Origin of the sequence: Galbibacter marinus (assembly GCF_000300875.1) — a bacterium.
Classification (GTDB): Bacteria; Bacteroidota; Bacteroidia; order Flavobacteriales; family Flavobacteriaceae; genus Galbibacter; species Galbibacter marinus.
Genome location: NZ_AMSG01000008.1, coordinates 46,584 through 65,749 on the forward strand (window position 1 = coordinate 46,584; position 19,166 = coordinate 65,749).

Genomic DNA, 19,166 nt, shown 5'->3' on the forward strand with positions numbered 1-19,166 from the left:
TAAATTGGTTTCAATTTTGTATTAACAACCGTGGTGTCACAGCATGGAAATCCAAAAGTACAAATGTTTTTGTTATTACTCCCACTCTATAGTTGCTGGTGGTTTCGAGCTAATATCGTATACTACTCTATTAACGCCTTTTACCTTATTTATTATATCATTAGACACCTTTTGTAAAAATTCATAAGGTAAATTCACCCAATCAGCGGTCATACCGTCTGTGCTCTCTACAGCTCTTAGCGCTACACACTTTTCATAGGTACGTTCATCTCCCATAACACCCACAGAATTAACAGGCAATAATATCGCCCCTGCTTGCCAAACTTTATCATACAGTCCAGCATTTCGTAGTCCATTTATAAAAATGGCATCAACCTCTTGCAATATACGTACTTTTTCCGCTGTAATATCACCAAGAATTCGGATAGCCAATCCAGGACCAGGAAATGGATGCCTTCCTAATAATTCTGGATTAATACTCATCGAAGCACCCACACGTCGAACCTCATCCTTAAACAACATCCTTAAAGGCTCAACAATTTTTAATTTCATAAAGTCAGGAAGTCCACCTACATTATGGTGACTTTTAATAGTAGCAGAAGGACCATTAACTGAAATAGACTCGATCACATCAGGATAAATAGTTCCTTGTCCTAGCCATTTAACATCATTAATTTCATGAGCCTCATCATCGAAAACTTCAATAAAAACTTTTCCAATTGCCTTACGCTTGAGCTCAGGATCTGACTGCCCTTCCAATTCTTTTAAGAATCGATTAGAAGCATCCACCCCTTTAACATTCAGCCCCATTCCCTCGTACTGCTTCAATACACTTTCGAATTCATTTTTTCGAAGTAATCCATTATTCACGAAAATACAATACAAATTATCCCCTATTGCTTTGTTTAATAAAACAGCGGCGACAGTGGAATCTACTCCACCAGAGAGTCCAAGAACAACTTTGTCATTTCCAACCTTCTCTTTCAACTCTGCAACTGTCATGTCAACAAAGTTATCAGGGGTCCAACTCTGGGCAACACCTGCAATTTTAACCAAGAAGTTTTCTAAGAGCTGCTTCCCATCTGTAGTATGATATACCTCAGGGTGAAATTGAATGGCATAGGTAGATTCTCCTTCTATCTTATAGGCAGCAAACTGAACATCCTCAGTACTTGCCAATTTAACACCGTTTTCTGGTAATTTTTTAATCGAATCACTATGGCTCATCCAAACTTGGCTGCCTGTATGAATCTCTTCAAAGAAAACTTCATTTTCTTCTATAAAAGAAAGTTTAGCACGGCCATACTCCCTAGTATCAGAAGGGGCTACTTCCCCTCCACTAAAATGAGCGATGTATTGTGCTCCATAACAAACCGCTAATGTAGGCAGCTTCCCTCTTATTTGAGATAAATCAGGATGTGGAGCTTCCTCTGATCGCACTGAAAATGGGCTGCCAGAAAGAATCACTGCCTTGTATTGTGAAATGTCTTTTGGAGGATTGTTGAATGGATAAATTTCGCAGAAGATATTTAGCTCTCTAACGCGTCTTGCGATAAGTTGCGTAAACTGCGAACCGAAGTCTAAAATGAGTACGTTGTTTTGCATGCGCAAAAATACTATTTAATAAGAAATTCGAAAGCCTTAACACGAGTATTTTTTCAACATTCAATTCTACAAAATGTTTACAAGTCTAAACTTACTTATTAGGCGGTTAAATTTTAGGCAAACGATAGAACAATACTGGCCTGAGTAAAGAATCAAGTAAATTAAATCGTGCTCCATTACTTTTGTATGGCTCAATTTCCCTACTTTTGGAATTACTAACTATTATCCAATATCAACATGAAAAAAACAATTCTAAAAAATCTTACGGCCATCGCCACGGTGTTGGCTGTTACCACTGTTATGTCCTGCAAGGAGAAAACAGAAAAAAAATCTGAAAACGCGACTCCTGCAGTCGAGCAGACTACACAAACAACCCAAGATCAATTTGGCGGTATTGCGCTTTACACTTTACGCGATGATATGGGGAAAGATGTTGCTGGCACCCTGGAAGAGGTAGCAAAAGCTGGATATCAAAACCTAGAAGCTGCAGGTTATAAAGATGGTATGTATTATGGTATGGCTCCTGAAGAATTTAAACAGCTTGCGGAATCTAAAGGACTTAACCTAATTAGCACACACCAGTCAAGTGCGACGCTGGACAATGCGGATAAAGAAATCGCAGATGCTAAAGCGGCAGGCTTTAAGTATTTTGTAATTCCCATTCCTCCTATGGGACATTTTAAATTCGATTCAAAAACGCAAACCATGGGAATGGACCCTGATTTGGATTTTGTAGTTGATTTTTTAAATACTGTCGGTGAAAAATGTGCAGACGCTGGTTTACAATTACTATACCACAACCACGATTTTGAATTCATGCCAAATGAAAATAACATTGTTCCAATTAAATATTTCCTTGAAAACACTGATCCAAAATATGTCAATTTTCAAATGGATCTCTTTTGGGTAACCAAAACTGGTGCAGATCCAGTTGCTTACTTTGAGGAATATCCTGGACGCTTTAAACTATGGCATGTTAAAGACATGGACGATGAAGGTAAATTTGCCCCTGTAGGTGAAGGCACCATTGACTTTGGAAGAATTTTAGCTAAAAAAGAGCAATCGGGAATGGAATATTATATGGTTGAACAAGACATGACTTTTGACCAAACACCTATAGAGGCAATTAATGTAAGCCATAAAGGACTTGAAGAAATCGGATTCAAATAGAAACGATTTCACTATGATAATCATTTAGGGATGGCAGGATTTAACTTCTGCCATCTTTTTTTTCACACCTTCTGTAAAGGTGTTTTAAACGCTCTAAGCTAATCCTATTAAATGATAGGAAATGATGGGAAGTAGGTATATAAATAAAAAGACGTGGCCCGTGAAGCCCCCCTCCATGGTTATTTGAAAAGACCCTACTAAAATTCACACGATTTAGTCAACTCTTAGAAACTTCCCTTTCTTATCAAATTCAAGGTCAACTCCATTGATCAATTCTACATCTTGATCTTTACCATCCACATCCCAACTCTTGATTCCAGCTGCCTCATAGTTATCTTGCACATATGAAACTATTGTTGAAGGAAGTGCTTCTACAGGGATACTTTGATTTTTTGCGGCCTCAATTTCAGTTACTTCTCCATCTTTATTGAACACAATTTCTAGTCCACTCGAAAAGTGAACCTCATACATATCATCATTGTTCCAAGGCATCAAATCCTTGTCTTTTTCTACAAATGTAATATTCTCCGATGGGAATTTCTGTTCGATGTATTCTTTCGCACTCTCTGGTAATTCCTCAATGCCAGTTTGGGCAAGCAGAAAACCAAATGTGAATACTGATAATACTCCTGTTAAAATTGCTTTTTTCATAATAAATAAATTTTAAATTAATTATTTTATTTACTCATTTCATGTTGTAATTCATGAGATGCTAATTAAAAGACAGTTTAAAAACTACTTTGATAAACCTCTCATTCTCAAATTCATTACAATTTAACAATTCAATTCTGGAATCATTTAGGAAAAGGAGCTTTTATCAAAATTTTAATTTTATCTGTACAGTAAATCACTTTGCGTTAAAAACTTTCCCTGGAACATTCCGCCATCTTAATTTTTTATAGAAATTAAAAATTTATCATCATTTATGCCTCATCAATAGGTTTGGTATATCTCTGATTCTCGTTGGCGCAATATTTACCGTCGTAAAAATTATGTAAATTTGCCTTTATGATTAATCAAATTAAAAGAATCATACTTCTTAGCTTCTTTGCATTTAGTGTCATACAGTTAAATGCACAACAGATCGCAGTTCTAAAATATCAAGGCGGTGGTGATTGGTACGCTAATCCAACTGCCTTGCCAAACCTTATCACATTTTGTAATACAGAGATTGGCAGCAGCATTGAAAGCAAACCAGCTACAGTGGAACCTAGTAGCAGCGATATTTTTCAATACCCTTTCATTCATATGACGGGTCATGGTAATGTATTCTTTAGCCCACAAGAGGCCAAGAATTTACAACAGTATTTATTGTCGGGCGGTTTTTTACACATTGATGATAACTATGGCATGTATGATTATTTTAAGAAAGAGCTTCCGAAAATATTTCCTGACAAACAATTCGTAGAATTACCTACAACCCACCCTATATTTCAGGACCCCTTTGATTTTCCTGATGGACTTCCTAAGATACACGAGCACGATGGAAAAAGACCTCAAGCCTTTGGTGTTTATGACAACAACAGATTAGTACTATTATTTACTTTTGAATCCGATTTGGGAGATGGCTGGGAAAATCAACAAGTCCATAACGATCCTGAAGAAGTTCGCCTTAATGCCTTAAGGATGGGTGCTAACATAATTTCTTATGTATTTAAAAACTAAATAATGATCCAGCATCAACTAGAACACAACAATACAGGGTTCACTCAAAAACAACATCCGATAATTTTGATCTGTGATCAGCTCACAGGCGCTGCCAATATCGGTTCTATTTTTCGATTAGCTGATGGTTTTGGCATTCAGAAAATCTATTTTTTAGGTCCAGAAGTTGAAATTAATAGAAGAATTGAAAAAACCTCAAGGTCCACCCATAAGTTTATAGACTATGAATTTGTAGATCACATGGATCAAATTGACTTTGAGCAGGATCATAAAAAGAGAAACTGCATCGCTTTAGAAATCACCGATACAAGTAAACCTATTCAAAATTTGACACTTCAAACTGATCTCCCGACGTATCTAATTATAGGAAATGAAAATTATGGTATAAGTCAAAGGCTGTTAAATTTGGTTGACCAGAGTTATCATATTTACATGTATGGAAAAAACAGTAGCATGAATATTGCCCAAGCAACGGGAATTGCCCTATATGAAATCACTAATTTATATGTCACTGTTTAGATCAAAATCATGGAGAAGATTCCGTTTAGAAAAGTTCCGGAATAAACTCATAATAAAGGCCTATATTTGAGATTTATGAGCTACATTTAAAAGAATAATTCATAAATTTCAATGAATTAAAACCCAACACAAAATCTGCAGTAACACTTTGAATAAAGACATATTAAACACTGGAATTCAGCACTTTATAAACAAAAATTTAAATACTGACATTTCGTCACTTTTACTAAAATACCCCAAAATCGAAGGTGTTGACACTAAAATTGTAGCCGAGCAAATTCAAGCTAAATTAAAATCTAAAAAAAAACTTCCCTCTTGGTTCAACACATCAAATATTTATTATCCCAATAAATTAAATATAGAACAAACCTCTTCAGAAAAGACAGCGCTTTATAAAAGCCACTTAATACAAGGAAACACCCTTTCAGACCTAACTGGAGGATTTGGGGTGGATTCGTATTACTTTGCTAAAGTATTTAAAAAAGTAACTCATTGTGAAATAAACACCGAGCTATCGCGTATTGCACAGCACAATTTTAAGATGCTAAAACAGCATAATATCAGCTGTCAAGCTGTTGATGGGATGGAATTTTTAGCTAATTGCAATAAAGTTGACTGTATTTATCTAGACCCTTCAAGAAGAGATCAAACTAAAAAAAAGGTGTTCCTGCTACAAGATTGTACTCCAGACATTACAGAGATACACGAGCAATTATTAGAAAAGGCGAAAATGGTTCTTGTTAAAGTATCACCACTAGTAGATATAAGCAAGGCTATTGCAGATTTGCCCCACATTAATGAAATTCATATTGTAGCTGTAGATAATCAGGTCAAAGAGATGCTTTTACTAATCTCTGGTAAAACTTCAAATACCCTAATTAAAGCTATTAACATTAAGGAAGATAGCGCAGAGAAATTCTCTTTCCAACACACCGAGGAATCACAAAAACAGGCAAATTACAGCCTTCCTCTCACCTATTTATATGAACCAAATTCAGCCATTTTAAAAAGTGGTGGTTTTAATATGGTATCCCAACGCTACAATCTAAACAAACTACACCCAAGCACCCATTTATACACAAGTGATAGTCTTACTGATTTTCCCGGAAGACGGTTTTTAATTAAGCAAATCCTACCCTATAATAAACAGGGCATAAAGAAGTTAAAAACTCTTACAAAGGCCAATATCACCTCTAGAAATTTTCCCCTAACGGTGGACAAACTCAGGTCACAGCTTAAAATTAAAGATGGAGGCTCATTATATCTGTTTTTCTGTACCGACTCAAATAACGCTAAAATTGCTGTTATTACTGAAAAAATATAAGAATGTTAAAATAGCGTGTACGTACCTTATTTTTAAAATTAATTGTATATTTGGTAGGCAATCAAAACCAAAACATTGACAATTAAAGAAATAGCCAAACTAGCCAACGTATCATTAGGTACAGTAGATCGGGTAATTCACAAAAGAGGAAAAGTTTCCAAAGAAACTGAAAAAAAGATTCTGGACATTATTGATAAAGTGAATTACACACCCAATATTTATGCGCGCGGCTTAGTGTTGAATAAACAGTATCGCATTAAAGCACTCCTGCCTGAATTTAGACAAGGGCAATATTGGGAAATGCCTGTAAAGGGGATGCAAAATGCGGCTACTAACCTGAGTCAGTTTGGCATTCAATTAGAAGTGTTATACTTTGATCAAAATTCTGTAACCTCCTTTAATAGTGCAGCTAAGCAACTATTGAGCTATAAACCTGATGGGGTAATTTTAGCTCCTGTAATTAACTTCGAGGCTGTAAAATTATCCAAGAAATTAAAGGACGCTCAAATACCCTATGTGCTTATCGATTCGCTAATTCAAAATAGCGAACCTTTGAGTTTTATTGGGCAAGATGCCTTTCAAAGCGGTAGGCTTGCCGCTAAGCTTCTTTGCACAGAGATCAATTTAAAAGGATCTATTTCCATTATTTCAATTAAGAATAATGAAAACTACAACAGCACTTTACAGCAAAGAATTGAAGGTTTTAAGGATTATATAGCCAATAGCGACTTTATAGATCAAATATCTTTAAATGAATCGCATATCCACGTTGGTTCACCTGATATGCCTATGGCAATAGAGAATGCTATTGGTACGAAAGAAAACGTTGATGGGGTTTTTGTTCCTAGTTCAATGATCCACCATGTCGCAGCCTATGTGGATAGGTACAGACAAAGATTTCCGAATTTAAAAATGATTGGAAACGACCTTATTCCAAACAATATTAGACATTTAGAAAAAGGAACTATTCACTACCTTATCGGGCAACGACCAGAGAATCAAGGTTACTATGCTCTATCTAGCTTTTATAAACATTTAGTGTTAGGGCAAAGAGTTGCCGAAGACATCTATCTTCCTCTAGATATCATAACACAAGAAAATCTAAAATATTACAATAATAATTTTCAGTACAACTTTTAATAATTAAGATAACTCTCTATGAAAAAAACACTTAATCAACTTACTACTAATATTTTAACACTGTCAATCGCATTTTTTAAAACACAACAACTAGTTTTGATAACCTATTAGGCCCAGTTACTAGTTAAAATCATAAAAATTAAAGTATACCTTGCCGTGTGTACGTACACACAAACAAAATAGTATAATCCTGCTAATAATATATAAATATGAAAACTACAGTAAGCAACATGAAACTACTAAGCCTTGCCATTTGTTCACTAGGGCTTCTTTGGTCTTGCGAACCTCAGGGCGACCCTACTCCATGGGAGCCATTATTCAACGGTGAAGACTTAAATGGATGGACTCAAATCGGTGGTAAGGCCAATTACAGAGTGGAAAATCAAGCTGTCATTGGTTCTACAGTACACAACACACCGAATTCATTTATGACAACAGAAAAAATGTATGATGATTTTATTTTAGAATTGGAATATAAGGTAGATTCCACGATGAATTCTGGAATTCAAATTCGAAGTAACAGCACACCTACTTATCAAAATGGTCGTGTCCACGGCTATCAAATTGAAATTGATCCTTCTGATCGCGCATGGAGTGCTGGGATATACGATGAGGCACGTCGTGGTTGGCTTGTTCCACTTACGGACAATAAGGACGCACAAGAGGCTTTTAAGCAAGGACAATGGAATCATTATAGAATTGAAGCTATTGGTGATACAATTAAAACTTGGATCAACGATATCCCTGCTTCATTTCTCATTGATGACAAAACCCATTCAGGATTTATTGCCCTTCAAGTACACAGTATCGGAAAAGATGCTAAGGAGGGTACTGAAATCCACTGGAGGAATATCAATATACTCACAGATAGCCTTCAAAAATACACTAAAAAGAGCCCTTTAACTCCAGTGACTACGAAAAATAAGTTAACTATCAGTGAGCAGAAGGATGGTTGGGAATTACTTTGGGACGGAACTTCCACAGACGGATGGAGAGGTGCTAAATTGGAAAGTTTTCCTGAAAAAGGCTGGATAATTGAAGATGGTGTTTTAACCGTTATCGAGAGTGAAGGTAAAGAATCTGCTGCTGGCGGTGATATTGTAACAGAACAAACATATGGGAATTTTGAACTCAAAATTGATTTTAGAATAACCCAGGGTGCAAACAGCGGGATTAAATATTATGTTGATACTGACCTTAATAAAGGAACTGGTTCAGCTATTGGTTTGGAATATCAAATTTTAGATGACTTAAGGCATCCAGATGCGAAGTTAGGAAATCATGAAGGAAGTAGAACCCTGGCCTCTTTATACGATTTGATTAAAGCTGATCTTAACAAACCTGTCAATGAAATCGGAAGCTGGAATACAGCGCATATTATATCAAAAGACGGTAAGGTTCAGCATTGGCTCAACGGCATGAAAGTTCTGGAGTTTGACCGCTTTAGCGAAGAGTTTCAAATGTTGGTTTCTGAAAGTAAATACAAAGACTGGCCAAATTTTGGGGTCTTAGAGACTGGAAATATTCTTTTACAAGACCACGGAAATAGAGTGTCTTTTAAAAATATTAAAATCAAAACTTCAAATTAAAATACCATGACAAATAGAAGAAAATTCATAAAAAACACCATTTTAGGAAGTACAGCTGTCGCATTAGGTGGATCTGCCATGGCCATGCCAGCGAGTAGTTATCGTAATATCATAGGAGCAAACGATCGCCTAAATGTAGCTATTGCTGGTCTAGGGCGACGTGTAGGCGCTTTTTATGAGCCCATTGCTCGCAAACAAAGCAACGTACGTCTTAGTTACTTATGTGATGTCATGGAGCACCAAAGAACTAGAGCCATGGAAAATGTCTCAAAACTACTAGATTATAAACCAACTCCTGAGAATGACATCAGAAAGGTAATTGATGATAAGAAGGTAGATGTTCTAATTAACGCTACACCAGACCATTGGCACACACCAGGGTCAATTATGGCTCTTAAAGGAGGAAAACACGTATATGTTGAAAAGCCTTCAAGCCACAACATGAATGAAAATGAGCTTCTTGTAGAAGCTGCCAAAAAATACGACAAGGTTGTTCAAATGGGGAATCAACAGCGATCTGCTCCCCATACGATAGAGATCATCAACGAAATACATAACGGACTGATTGGTAATGCTTATAAGGCTCTTGCATTCTATAGCAATTCAAGAGGCGAAACTCCAAAGCAACAAAAAGCGCCCATCCCTACTGGGTTAGATTGGGAATTATGGCAGGGCCCTGCAATACATCGCGAGTATACCTCAGAAACTTGGGATTACAATTGGCATTGGTATGGTTGGAACTACGGAACAGCTGAAGCTGGAAATAATGCTACTCATGAATTGGACATTGCTCGCTGGGCATTAGATGTACATTATCCAAGCTATGCTTCCGTGGAGGCTGATAAAAGACACTTTGTTGATGATGGTTGGGAAATGTACGATTCCATTTTAGCAACCTTCGAATTCCCTAATAAGAAAGTAATACAATGGGATGGACAAAGTAGAAATGGCTACCAGACCTATGGTGCAGGACGAGGAACGATTATTTACGGTACCGAGGGAAGTGTTTTTGTTGATAGAGGAAGATATGTGGTATACGACCGTTATGGTAAAATTGTAAAACAATACGATTCCGCAAATTCAGAATCCGGGACAGCCCTAGGTGGTGGCGGTGATATATCTACGGATCATATGGTGAACTTTTTTGAAAGCATCCGAGGGAAACAAAAGTTAAATGCACCCATCGATGATGCGAACATCAGTATGGCTCTAGTACACTATACCAACATTGCTTATAGAATAGGTAAAGGATTTAACGTGGATCAAAACACAGGTCGATTCCAAGACCCTGCTGCGATGAAGCTTTGGGGTAGAACGTATCAAGAAGGCTGGGAATTAACCTTGTAAAATCTATTTTGAAATATGAACAAGAATGACGCCTTTTTTTTAGCAAAGAAGAATGAGTGGGAAACCGTATCAAAAGGCATAAGTAGGCAAATCACAGGATATAATGACCAAATAATGATGGTCAAAGTAAAGTTTGAAAAAGGGGCTATAGGTTCCCTGCACCAACATCCTCATACCCAAAGTTCATACGTGGCCTCTGGGGCATTTGAAATTACCATCAACGGCGACAAACAACGTCTTGAGACTGGGGATACATTTTTGGTAAACCCTGATCTAATCCATGGTGCTGTTTGTCTAGAGGCTGGGATACTCTTGGATGTTTTTACCCCTTTAAGAGAAGACTTTATAAATAATAAAGAAACACAAAGATGACATTAAAAGATAAAGTAGCCATCATAACTGGTGGAAACGGAGTGCTAGGAGGTGCTATCGCTATGGGATTAGCTTCACAAGGTGTTAAAGTCGCAATATTAGGAAGAACTGAACATTCAGTACAGGCGCGGGTTGATCAAATTAAACAATCTAAAGGTCAATCTATTGGACTTATAGCAGATGTATTAGATCAAGCTAGTTTAGAATGTGCAAGTGAAACAATTATAAAAAAATGGGGGAAAATCGACATTTTGATCAATGGCGCAGGAGGAAATTTAAAAGGTGCTACCATCGCTGATCAAGACAATTTTTTTGATCTTTCTTTTGATGATTTTGACAAAGTCACTCAATTAAATTTAAAAGGAACCTTACTACCCACCTTTGTATTTGGAAAATCCATGGCAAAACAGGGTAAAGGAAGTGTTCTAAATATATCTTCCATGTCAGCACAACAAGCAATTACGCGCATTGTGGGTTATTCTGCCAGTAAGGCAGCGGTGGACAACTTTACAAAGTGGTTGGCTGTAGAGATGGCATTAAAATACGGAGAAGGAATCAGGGTCAATGCCATAGCACCTGGCTTTTTTATTGGAGAACAAAACAGAGCTCTTTTGCTGCAGGATGATGGTAGTTTAACCCAAAGAGGGAAAACCATTGTAGAGCAGACCCCTATGAAAAGATTCGGAAAACCTGAAGAGCTTCAAGGAGTAGTGAATTGGCTGGTAAGTGATCAAGCTAGTTTTGTCACTGGAGTTATTATTCCTATTGATGGAGGGTTTAGTGCCTTTAGCGGAGTTTAAAAAAAAATAAGATGAGTACAGAACAGATCATATTTGAAAAAACATGGCGGTGGTATGGACCAAATGACCCCGTGAGCCTAGATGATATCAAACAAGCTGGTGCCACTGGAATAGTAACTGCATTGCACCATATCCCCAATGGCGAGGTGTGGGAAGTGGATGAAATAGAAAAACGAAAAAAAATCATCAAGCAAAAAGGACTTCGCTGGGCAGTTGTAGAAAGCGTACCAGTTCATGAGTCAATTAAAACACAGAGTGGAGATTTTCAAAAATACATAGCGAATTATAATCAAACTATCAAAAACCTTGGTCAGTGCGGAATTCACATTCTGTGTTATAATTTTATGCCTGTTTTAGATTGGACACGTACCGATTTGGAGTATAAATTAGAAGATGGTTCTACTGCCCTTCGCTTTGATAAAAATGCCTTTGCAGCCTTTGAACTCTACCTTTTAAAAAGACCAGGAGCAGAAAATGTCTACACCGAGCTTGAACAAAAGCAAGCATTGGCATACATAGAGTCTTGCAATGAGAACCAAAAAAAGCAACTGATCAATAACATTATCGCTGGATTACCTGGTGCGGAAGAGGGTTATACCCTTGATGCTTTTAATAGCATACTAGAGACCTATAAGGAAGTGGATGAGAAAAAATTAAAATCCCACTTATTTTACTTTCTTCAGCAAGTTGTCCCCGTTGCCGAGTTATCTGGAGTACGCATGTGTATTCATCCTGATGATCCCCCCTTCCCTATTTTAGGATTACCAAGGGTGGTGAGTACTCTTGAAGATATACAACAGATCTATAAAGCAGTGGATAGTCCAAATAATGGATTGACATTCTGTACAGGTTCATTTGGCGTTCGAGCCGATAACGATCTAGTTACAATGATAAAAACCCTAGGAGACCGCATACACTTTGCACACCTTAGAAGCACTCAAAGAGATGCATCAGGGAATTTCTATGAAGCGAATCACTTAGAAGGAGATGTAGATATGTATGGTGTGGTAAAGGCACTAATAGAGCAACAGCTGAAAAGAAAACAAAACAATCGCTCAGATTTTAGCATTCCTATTCGCCCTGATCATGGCCATAAAATGCTCGATGATTTAAATAAGTGGACAAACCCAGGCTATTCAGCTATTGGAAGACTTAAAGGTTTAGCAGAACTGCGAGGACTAGAATTTGGTATACTCAAATCAATAAAAAGGTAATTTGCCGTAGAAAATCAAACATTTTTACCAAAAAAACGATGAATTACAAATTATATAAGAAGTTTTTTTTGATTATTGCCAATATTTAAAAAATTAATTTATATTTGTGTAATCGATTACATAAAACAAAATATTATGATGAAGATAGACTTTAGATACGCTAGCCATCCAGTGGATGCGAGAAGCTACGGAACAGATGAATTAAGATCTCATTTTTTACTTGACCCCATTTTTAGTGCAGATCAAATTCACCTCACCTACTCCATGTACGATCGCTATATCGTCGGAGGGGTAATGCCTGTAAATAAAGCTCTAAAATTAGAAACCTTTGACCATTTAAAATCATCCTATTTTTTGGAACGAAGAGAGTTAGGAGTTATTAATGTCGGAGGATCGGGCAAGGTAACAGTGGATGGAGAGGTATTCCAGTTAGACAAAAAAGAAGCACTATATGTTGCCAAGGAATCCAAGGAAGTTACCTTCGAATCTAGTGGTAATGAACAGGCTTTATTTTATATCAACTCCGCACCTGCACACCACAGGTTTACAACTAAAAAAGTTGGACGTCAGGATGCTGAAATTATAAACCTAGGAGATGATAAGTACGCCAATAAGAGGATTTTAAATAAATTAATTGTAAATAGTATTGTAGAGACCTGTCAATTACAAATGGGACTTACGGAGCTTGAACCTGGTAATGTTTGGAATACGATGCCAGCTCACACGCATAATAGAAGGATGGAAGCTTATTTTTACTTTGATCTCGAAGATGGGCAAACTGTTTGTCACTTTATGGGTGAACCTCAACATACTAGACACATCTTTATGCAAAACCACCAAGCAGTTCTATCTCCAGAATGGTCAATTCACTCTGGTTCGGGAACTGCAAGCTATTCCTTTATATGGGGCATGGCTGGTGAGAATCTAGATTATGGCGATATGGATGGTGTTGCTCCAAATGAATTAAAATAAATTGAAAATGAAACTATTTGATTTAAAAGGCAAACGTGCCCTGGTAACTGGAGGAACTCATGGACTAGGAATGGCTATGGCCGAAGGTCTAGCCGAAGCTGGAGCAGAACTAGTGATCAGTAGTACAACTCCTGAAAAACTTGAAAAAGCCCTTGTGCATTATAAAAGTAAAGGATATACCGCCTCGGGATATATCTTTGATATCACAGATGAGGAAGAAGCTGCTAGAAAAGTAAAAGAAATTAACACTAACCAAGGCACGATTGACATCTTAGTCAATAATGCTGGGATCATTAAACGAGAATTAGCCATAGATATGAAGGTTTCGGACTTTAGAAGAGTCATCGATGTAGACCTTGTGGGCGCCTTTATTATGTCGCAACTTGTTGTTAAAGATATGATCGAGAACGGAGGTGGTAAAATCATCAATATCTGTTCGATGATGAGTGAGCTTGGAAGAAATAGTGTATCAGCGTACGCCGCTGCTAAGGGAGGGCTCAAAATGCTAACCCAGAACCTGGCCACAGAATGGGCTAAGTATAATATCCAAGTAAATGGTATTGGTCCAGGATATTTTGCCACAACACAAACTGCGCCTATTCGCGTGGATGGAAATCCATTTAATGATTTTATCATTAATCGCACACCAGCGGCACGTTGGGGAGATCCAGAGGATCTTGCAGGTACAGCGGTCTTTTTAGCTTCTCAGGCAAGTAAGTTTGTCAATGGCCAAGTAATTTATGTTGATGGTGGTATACTTGCTACTATTGGTAAACCTTTAAATGAAAATTAATGGAAAACGATGCCTTTATACATGATAATTTCTTATTAAGCAACAAATTTGCTGAGGAGTTATACCACAACTATGCCAGTAAAATGCCAATCATCGATTATCACTGCCACCTTTCACCAAAAGAAATTGCAGAGAATAAGGTTTTTGAAAATATCACCCAGGCATGGATTTATGGTGATCACTATAAATGGAGAGCAATGAGAACCCTGGGGATTCCAGAGAAATATATCACTGGAAAGGCAAGCGATCAGGAGAAATTTGAAAAATGGGCTCAAACTGTACCCTACACTCTTAGAAATCCCTTATACCATTGGACACAGCTAGAACTTGCTCGGTATTTTGACATCGATCAGTTGCTTAGTCCTAAGACGGCTACAGAGATCTATAATCAAACTTCAGATCAGTTAAACACTCAACAGTACAGTACTCAGGGCATCCTTAAGAAAATGAATGTCAAGGTAGTATGTACCACAGAAGATCCAACTGATACTTTGGAGCACCATAAAACGCTGGCTGAGTCCGATTTAGAGACTCATATAAGCACTTCTTTCCGTCCTGACAAGGCTATTATGATTAATCATCATGGCTTTTTAGGCTACATCAGTGCCTTAGAAGAAGCCTCTGGGGTTTCCATTAATTCCTATCGCGATTTAAAGTTTGCCCTACTCCAGAGGATTGAATATTTCCACCAAAACGGATGCCGCGTTTCTGACCATGGATTAAATTACATTCCTTTTACCTCCTATAACGAAGCGGAAGTAACTAAAATATTTAATAAAAAACTAGATAAGCAAAATTTAAGTGCTGAAGAGATCTTAAAATACGAGACAGCTATACTACGATACCTGTCTCAAGAATACCATACTCGAGGGTGGGTTCAACAATTTCATCTTGGAGCCTTGCGCAATAATAACACCAGAATGCTGGCTGAATTAGGGCCAGATACTGGATGGGATTCCATAGCTGATTATCCACAAGCTGAAAATCTATCTAAATTTTTAAACAGCCTAGATGTAGAAGATCAACTCACCAAGACCATTATTTACAACCTCAACCCAGCAGACAATGAAGTCATGGCCTCAATGATTGGAAACTTTAATGATGGATCAATCAAAGGAAAAGTACAGTTTGGTTCAGGATGGTGGTTTTTAGATCAAAAGGATGGAATGACCAAACAGATGAACGCATTATCGAACATGGGACTTATTAGTTGTTTTATAGGTATGCTTACAGATTCAAGAAGCTTTTTGTCCTTTCCTAGACATGAGTATTTTAGAAGGGTCTTATGTAACTTATTCGGCCAAGAAATCCAGCAAGGGGAATTACCGAATGACATGCCATGGATAGGTAAAATCATACAAGATATCTCATACAATAACGCAAAAGAGTACTTTAACTTTAAATAATCATTATACGCTAATACCCTATGAAAAAAGTCATTGCACTAGGTGAAATATTACTTCGGTTTTCCACCACAGATCACCTTAGAATCTCGCAATCCAATGCGTTCAATGCTGATTATGGGGGTAGTGAACTAAATGTTCTTACCTCCGCGGCTAACTTTGGAATGGACTGCGAAATGGTCACGGTATTACCTAACAATGATCTGGGAATGGCTGCTGTAATGCAAATGCGAAAGTTTAACATTGGCACAAAATTTATCCCAAAAGCTGGAGAGCGTCTTGGGCTTTACTTTTTAGAAAAAGGAGCCTCTGTCCGCGGCAGTAAAATTATTTATGACCGAACGCATTCTAGTTTTTCTCAAATCAAGCCAGGAATGATCAATTGGGAGGATGTTTTCAAAGAAGCAAGTTGGTTTCATTGGTCTGGAATAACCGCTGGTGTGTCACAAGGTGCTGCAGATGTATGTCTAGAAGCTATTGAAGTCGCTTATAAAATGGGACTAACCATTTCTACGGATTTTAACTATAGAGCAAATCTTTGGAATTACGGAAAATCTGCAGGGGAAATTATGGAGGCTATGGTATCGAAATGTCATATTATCTTGGCAGGAGATTATGCGTCAAGACAATACTTTAACATCCATGCTAAGGGAGAATCTAAAGACGAATTGAATAAATCACTTTGTGAAAAATTAAAAGATCGTTTTCCAATAGCAGAAAAAATAATTATTACCCATCGCGATAATATTAGTGCTTTGCATAACAAGTGGAGTGCTGTACTCTACACTGATGGGAAACTGTTAAAATCCCAATCCTATGACATCACAGATATTGTTGACCGCATAGGAGCTGGTGATAGCTTTATGGGTGCATTGATTTACGGGTTAAATCACTTCGAAGACCAAAAAGCCCTAGAGTTTGCCGTTGCAGCATCATGCTTAAAACACACCATCTATGGGGATGCGAATTTAGTTACCACTCAAGAGGTTATTGATCTTACACAGGGAGATTCAACAGGAAGGGTGCGCAGATAGATTTAATCATTTAAACAATCAAAATGAAAACATATACCAGAATAGAAGTTCTCAAAACCATGGAAACAACAGGTTTAGTACCCTTGTACTACAACCCTGAAGCAGAAGTGATGTGTGAAGTTGTAAAAGCTTGTTACCAAGGGGGAGCACGATTATTCGAATTTACCTCCCGGGGACCATTGGCTCACGAGGTGTTCACCACCCTTGTCAAATACTGTCAAAAAAACTGTCCTGACCTCATCCTTGGTGTGGGCTCGGTAACTGATGCAGGATCTGCTTCGTTGTACATGCAACTTGGAGCTCAATTTATTGTAACTCCTGTTTTTAGAGAAGATATCGCTAGGGTATGTAATCGTAGAAAAGTATTGTGGTCACCGGGATGCGGTTCTTTAACTGAAATTGCCTACGCTGAAGAATTCGGATGTGAAATCGTTAAATTATTTCCAGGCTCCATATACGGTCCTGAATTTGTAAAAGCAATCAAAGGACCTTGCCCCTGGACGCGTATTATGCCTACTGGCGGGGTGGACACCTCACAGAATAATTTAAAATCTTGGTTTAAGGCAGGCGTTAGTTGTGTAGGATTAGGTTCTAAGCTTATCACCAATGATCTTGTAAAAAATAAAGATTTTGAATTGTTAACAAATCAGGTAAAAAACATCTTGAATTTTATTGACTCTATAAAGGATTAAGAACTTCCCATTACCAAAACCAATATAAAACTAAGCAAAAAGCATTTCAAGAATTTGGTTCTTGAAATTAATAACCGTCCTATGAAACTTTTAACAAATATCTCAATCGTTGTAATTCTATTAACAACGCTACTCTCCTGTAATCAAACCAGCGAAGAAAAAGTAATAAAACTGGCTCACGGACTCGATATAAATCATTCGGTTCATAAAGCAATGGAGATCATGGCTAAAGACTTAGAGGAAGTCTCCAGTGGGCAACTTACCATAAAAATATATCCCAATCAACAATTAGGCTCAGAACGAGAATGTCTGGAACTTCTTCAAATTGGAAGCTTGGACATGACTAAAGTCTCAGCAGGTGTTATGGAAAATTTCGCTCCTCAGATGAAAGTCTTAGGTCTTCCTTTTCTTTTTAGAGATAGAGAACATGCTTTTAAAGTACTAGATGGACCAATTGGGCAGGGATTACTCAACGAAGCTACCAAATCCTGGTTGAAAGGCCTGTGTTATTATGATGCTGGAAGCCGAAGTTTCTACACTATGGACCATCCAATCGAAACCCCAGAAGACTTAAAGGGTTTAAAAATAAGAGTTATGGAAAGCGCCACCTCCATGGCAATGGTTCAGAGTCTTGGTGGCTCTCCTACTCCAATCGCTTGGGGAGAGCTCTATACTGCTCTTCAACAAGGGGTCGTGGATGGAGCAGAAAACAATCCTCCAAGCTTTTACCTATCAAGGCATTATGAAGTTTGTAAGTACTACTCAATTGATGAGCATACCATGCTACCAGATATTTTGGTAGTAGGAACACATTTATGGGACAAACTAAATACCCAAGAACAAAAATGGTTACAAGAGGCAGCCAGGAGATCTGTTGTGCATCAAAGAAAGTTGTGGGCGGACTCCGAAAAAGAAGCTTTAAACGCCATTAAAGAAGCTGGAGTAAAAGTGAATTATCCAGACAAAGACCCCTTTATAGAGGATGTTCAAAATATTTATGAGCAATACCAAAACAATCCAGAAATAAACACCCTCATCCAACAAATAAAAAAAACAAAATAATTATGAGCGCAATACGTCAAAAAATTGACCTTATTTTAAGTAGGACCCTCATTATCATAATGGGTTTAATGGTCATTAACGTTTTATGGCAGGTATTTTCCCGCTATCTTTCAGAATCTCCTAGCTCCTTCACTGACGAATTATCAAGATATTTAATGATTTGGGTGGGGATTTTAGGTGCAGCCTACGTTTCAGGAAAAAATCAACATGTAGCTATTGATTATTTACCCTCAAAACTAAAAGAAAAACCCAGAAGAAGGTTAGAGGTTTTAGTGCATATTATAGTTTTGTTATTTGCACTATTCGCATTGGTTATCGGCGGTATCCGACTTGTGTACATAAGCTTCACCCTAGGACAAACAACACCCGCATTAGGCATGCCCTTGGCGGTGATTTACCTTGTTATTCCTCTGAGCGGATTGCTTATCATTTATTACAAATTAGCTGACTTACTTAAAAAATAAA

At 37.5% G+C, this 19,166-nt stretch carries 19 protein-coding genes; 17 read left to right on the forward strand and 2 right to left on the reverse strand.

Translation table 11 applies throughout. The features are described 5' to 3' along the window. Positions 1-75 precede the first annotated feature (75 nt). Positions 76-1,605, reverse strand: a complete 1,530-nt coding sequence (guaA, locus tag I215_RS07675; RefSeq protein ID WP_008991393.1) for a glutamine-hydrolyzing GMP synthase — start codon at positions 1,603-1,605, stop codon at positions 76-78. A gap of 237 nt (positions 1,606-1,842) precedes the next feature. On the opposite strand from guaA, the gene I215_RS07680 reads away from it, so the two are divergent. Beyond that, the gene (locus I215_RS07680; protein WP_008991394.1) at positions 1,843-2,775 is read left to right on the forward strand and encodes a sugar phosphate isomerase/epimerase family protein; all 933 of its coding nucleotides are present in this window, start codon (positions 1,843-1,845) and stop codon (positions 2,773-2,775) included. Between the two features lie 213 nt (positions 2,776-2,988). Here the strand turns inward: I215_RS07680 and I215_RS07685 are convergent, their stop codons facing one another. Next, positions 2,989-3,426, reverse strand: coding sequence for a PepSY-like domain-containing protein (locus tag I215_RS07685; RefSeq protein WP_008991395.1), 438 nt, complete (start codon positions 3,424-3,426; stop codon positions 2,989-2,991). Positions 3,427-3,783: 357 nt separating this feature from the next. Here I215_RS07685 and I215_RS07690 point away from each other — a divergent pair, with 357 nt between their 5' ends. The 16 genes from I215_RS07690 to I215_RS07765 all read left to right on the forward strand — a co-directional run bounded on the left by I215_RS07690 (position 3,784) and on the right by I215_RS07765 (position 19,165). Beyond that, positions 3,784-4,440, forward strand: coding sequence for a DUF4159 domain-containing protein (locus I215_RS07690; RefSeq protein ID WP_008991396.1), 657 nt, complete (start codon positions 3,784-3,786; stop codon positions 4,438-4,440). A gap of 3 nt (positions 4,441-4,443) precedes the next feature. Further along, complete coding sequence (locus tag I215_RS07695; protein WP_008991397.1) at positions 4,444-4,959, forward strand: TrmH family RNA methyltransferase; 516 nt, start codon at positions 4,444-4,446, stop codon at positions 4,957-4,959. A gap of 148 nt (positions 4,960-5,107) precedes the next feature. Next, the gene (locus I215_RS07700) at positions 5,108-6,283 is read left to right on the forward strand and encodes a THUMP-like domain-containing protein (RefSeq protein WP_008991398.1); all 1,176 of its coding nucleotides are present in this window, start codon (positions 5,108-5,110) and stop codon (positions 6,281-6,283) included. Between the two features lie 75 nt (positions 6,284-6,358). Further along, the gene (locus I215_RS07705; protein WP_008991399.1) at positions 6,359-7,423 is read left to right on the forward strand and encodes a LacI family DNA-binding transcriptional regulator; all 1,065 of its coding nucleotides are present in this window, start codon (positions 6,359-6,361) and stop codon (positions 7,421-7,423) included. A 209-nt stretch (positions 7,424-7,632) separates the two neighbouring features. Continuing rightward, positions 7,633-9,012 (forward strand): 3-keto-disaccharide hydrolase, encoded by a 1,380-nt coding sequence (locus I215_RS07710; RefSeq protein WP_156800230.1) that lies wholly within the window; start codon positions 7,633-7,635, stop codon positions 9,010-9,012. A 6-nt stretch (positions 9,013-9,018) separates the two neighbouring features. Then, a complete protein-coding gene (locus I215_RS07715) occupies positions 9,019-10,359 on the forward strand; it encodes a Gfo/Idh/MocA family protein (protein ID WP_008991401.1) in 1,341 nt (446 codons plus the stop codon). Between the two features lie 15 nt (positions 10,360-10,374). Continuing rightward, positions 10,375-10,731, forward strand: a complete 357-nt coding sequence (locus tag I215_RS07720) for a cupin domain-containing protein (RefSeq protein WP_008991402.1) — start codon at positions 10,375-10,377, stop codon at positions 10,729-10,731. Further along, positions 10,728-11,531, forward strand: a complete 804-nt coding sequence (locus I215_RS07725) for an SDR family oxidoreductase (RefSeq protein ID WP_008991403.1) — start codon at positions 10,728-10,730, stop codon at positions 11,529-11,531. The genes I215_RS07720 and I215_RS07725 overlap by 4 nt, the downstream gene beginning before the upstream one ends. Positions 11,532-11,542: 11 nt before the next feature. Beyond that, on the forward strand, positions 11,543-12,745 hold the full coding sequence (uxuA, locus tag I215_RS07730) for a mannonate dehydratase (protein WP_008991404.1): 1,203 nt from the start codon (positions 11,543-11,545) through the stop codon (positions 12,743-12,745). 135 nt (positions 12,746-12,880) lie between these two features. Continuing rightward, positions 12,881-13,717, forward strand: a complete 837-nt coding sequence (gene kduI, locus I215_RS07735; RefSeq protein ID WP_040460007.1) for a 5-dehydro-4-deoxy-D-glucuronate isomerase — start codon at positions 12,881-12,883, stop codon at positions 13,715-13,717. Between the two features lie 7 nt (positions 13,718-13,724). Then, on the forward strand, positions 13,725-14,510 hold the full coding sequence (locus tag I215_RS07740; protein ID WP_008991406.1) for a gluconate 5-dehydrogenase: 786 nt from the start codon (positions 13,725-13,727) through the stop codon (positions 14,508-14,510). Further along, positions 14,510-15,916 carry a glucuronate isomerase gene (gene uxaC, locus I215_RS07745; protein ID WP_008991407.1) on the forward strand — a complete coding sequence of 469 codons (1,407 nt, stop codon included), beginning with the start codon at positions 14,510-14,512 and terminating at the stop codon, positions 15,914-15,916. The genes I215_RS07740 and uxaC overlap by 1 nt, the downstream gene beginning before the upstream one ends. Before the next feature lie 20 nt (positions 15,917-15,936). Beyond that, the gene (locus I215_RS07750; protein ID WP_008991408.1) at positions 15,937-16,947 is read left to right on the forward strand and encodes a sugar kinase; all 1,011 of its coding nucleotides are present in this window, start codon (positions 15,937-15,939) and stop codon (positions 16,945-16,947) included. Between the two features lie 23 nt (positions 16,948-16,970). Further along, on the forward strand, positions 16,971-17,639 hold the full coding sequence (locus I215_RS07755; RefSeq protein ID WP_008991409.1) for a bifunctional 4-hydroxy-2-oxoglutarate aldolase/2-dehydro-3-deoxy-phosphogluconate aldolase: 669 nt from the start codon (positions 16,971-16,973) through the stop codon (positions 17,637-17,639). Positions 17,640-17,720: 81 nt separating this feature from the next. Then, a complete protein-coding gene (locus tag I215_RS07760) occupies positions 17,721-18,701 on the forward strand; it encodes a TRAP transporter substrate-binding protein (protein ID WP_008991410.1) in 981 nt (326 codons plus the stop codon). A 2-nt stretch (positions 18,702-18,703) separates the two neighbouring features. Continuing rightward, entirely contained in the window at positions 18,704-19,165 is a 462-nt protein-coding gene (locus I215_RS07765) for a TRAP transporter small permease (protein ID WP_040460009.1), read from the forward strand. Position 19,166 lies beyond the last annotated feature (1 nt).

Excerpts from the sequence above, each read along its gene's own strand:
- guaA (WP_008991393.1), bottom strand. The coding sequence starts at position 1,605 with ATGCAAAACAACGTACTCATTTTAGACTTCGGTTCGCAGTTTACGCAA.
- I215_RS07680 (WP_008991394.1), top strand. The coding sequence starts at position 1,843 with ATGAAAAAAACAATTCTAAAAAATCTTACGGCCATCGCCACGGTGTTG.
- I215_RS07685 (WP_008991395.1), bottom strand. The coding sequence starts at position 3,426 with ATGAAAAAAGCAATTTTAACAGGAGTATTATCAGTATTCACATTTGGT.
- I215_RS07690 (WP_008991396.1), top strand. The coding sequence starts at position 3,784 with ATGATTAATCAAATTAAAAGAATCATACTTCTTAGCTTCTTTGCATTT.
- I215_RS07695 (WP_008991397.1), top strand. The coding sequence starts at position 4,444 with ATGATCCAGCATCAACTAGAACACAACAATACAGGGTTCACTCAAAAA.
- I215_RS07710 (WP_156800230.1), top strand. The coding sequence starts at position 7,633 with ATGAAAACTACAGTAAGCAACATGAAACTACTAAGCCTTGCCATTTGT.
- I215_RS07715 (WP_008991401.1), top strand. The coding sequence starts at position 9,019 with ATGACAAATAGAAGAAAATTCATAAAAAACACCATTTTAGGAAGTACA.
- I215_RS07720 (WP_008991402.1), top strand. The coding sequence starts at position 10,375 with ATGAACAAGAATGACGCCTTTTTTTTAGCAAAGAAGAATGAGTGGGAA.
- I215_RS07725 (WP_008991403.1), top strand. The coding sequence starts at position 10,728 with ATGACATTAAAAGATAAAGTAGCCATCATAACTGGTGGAAACGGAGTG.
- uxuA (WP_008991404.1), top strand. The coding sequence starts at position 11,543 with ATGAGTACAGAACAGATCATATTTGAAAAAACATGGCGGTGGTATGGA.
- kduI (WP_040460007.1), top strand. The coding sequence starts at position 12,881 with ATGATGAAGATAGACTTTAGATACGCTAGCCATCCAGTGGATGCGAGA.
- I215_RS07740 (WP_008991406.1), top strand. The coding sequence starts at position 13,725 with ATGAAACTATTTGATTTAAAAGGCAAACGTGCCCTGGTAACTGGAGGA.
- uxaC (WP_008991407.1), top strand. The coding sequence starts at position 14,510 with ATGGAAAACGATGCCTTTATACATGATAATTTCTTATTAAGCAACAAA.
- I215_RS07750 (WP_008991408.1), top strand. The coding sequence starts at position 15,937 with ATGAAAAAAGTCATTGCACTAGGTGAAATATTACTTCGGTTTTCCACC.
- I215_RS07755 (WP_008991409.1), top strand. The coding sequence starts at position 16,971 with ATGAAAACATATACCAGAATAGAAGTTCTCAAAACCATGGAAACAACA.
- I215_RS07760 (WP_008991410.1), top strand. The coding sequence starts at position 17,721 with ATGAAACTTTTAACAAATATCTCAATCGTTGTAATTCTATTAACAACG.
- I215_RS07765 (WP_040460009.1), top strand. The coding sequence starts at position 18,704 with ATGAGCGCAATACGTCAAAAAATTGACCTTATTTTAAGTAGGACCCTC.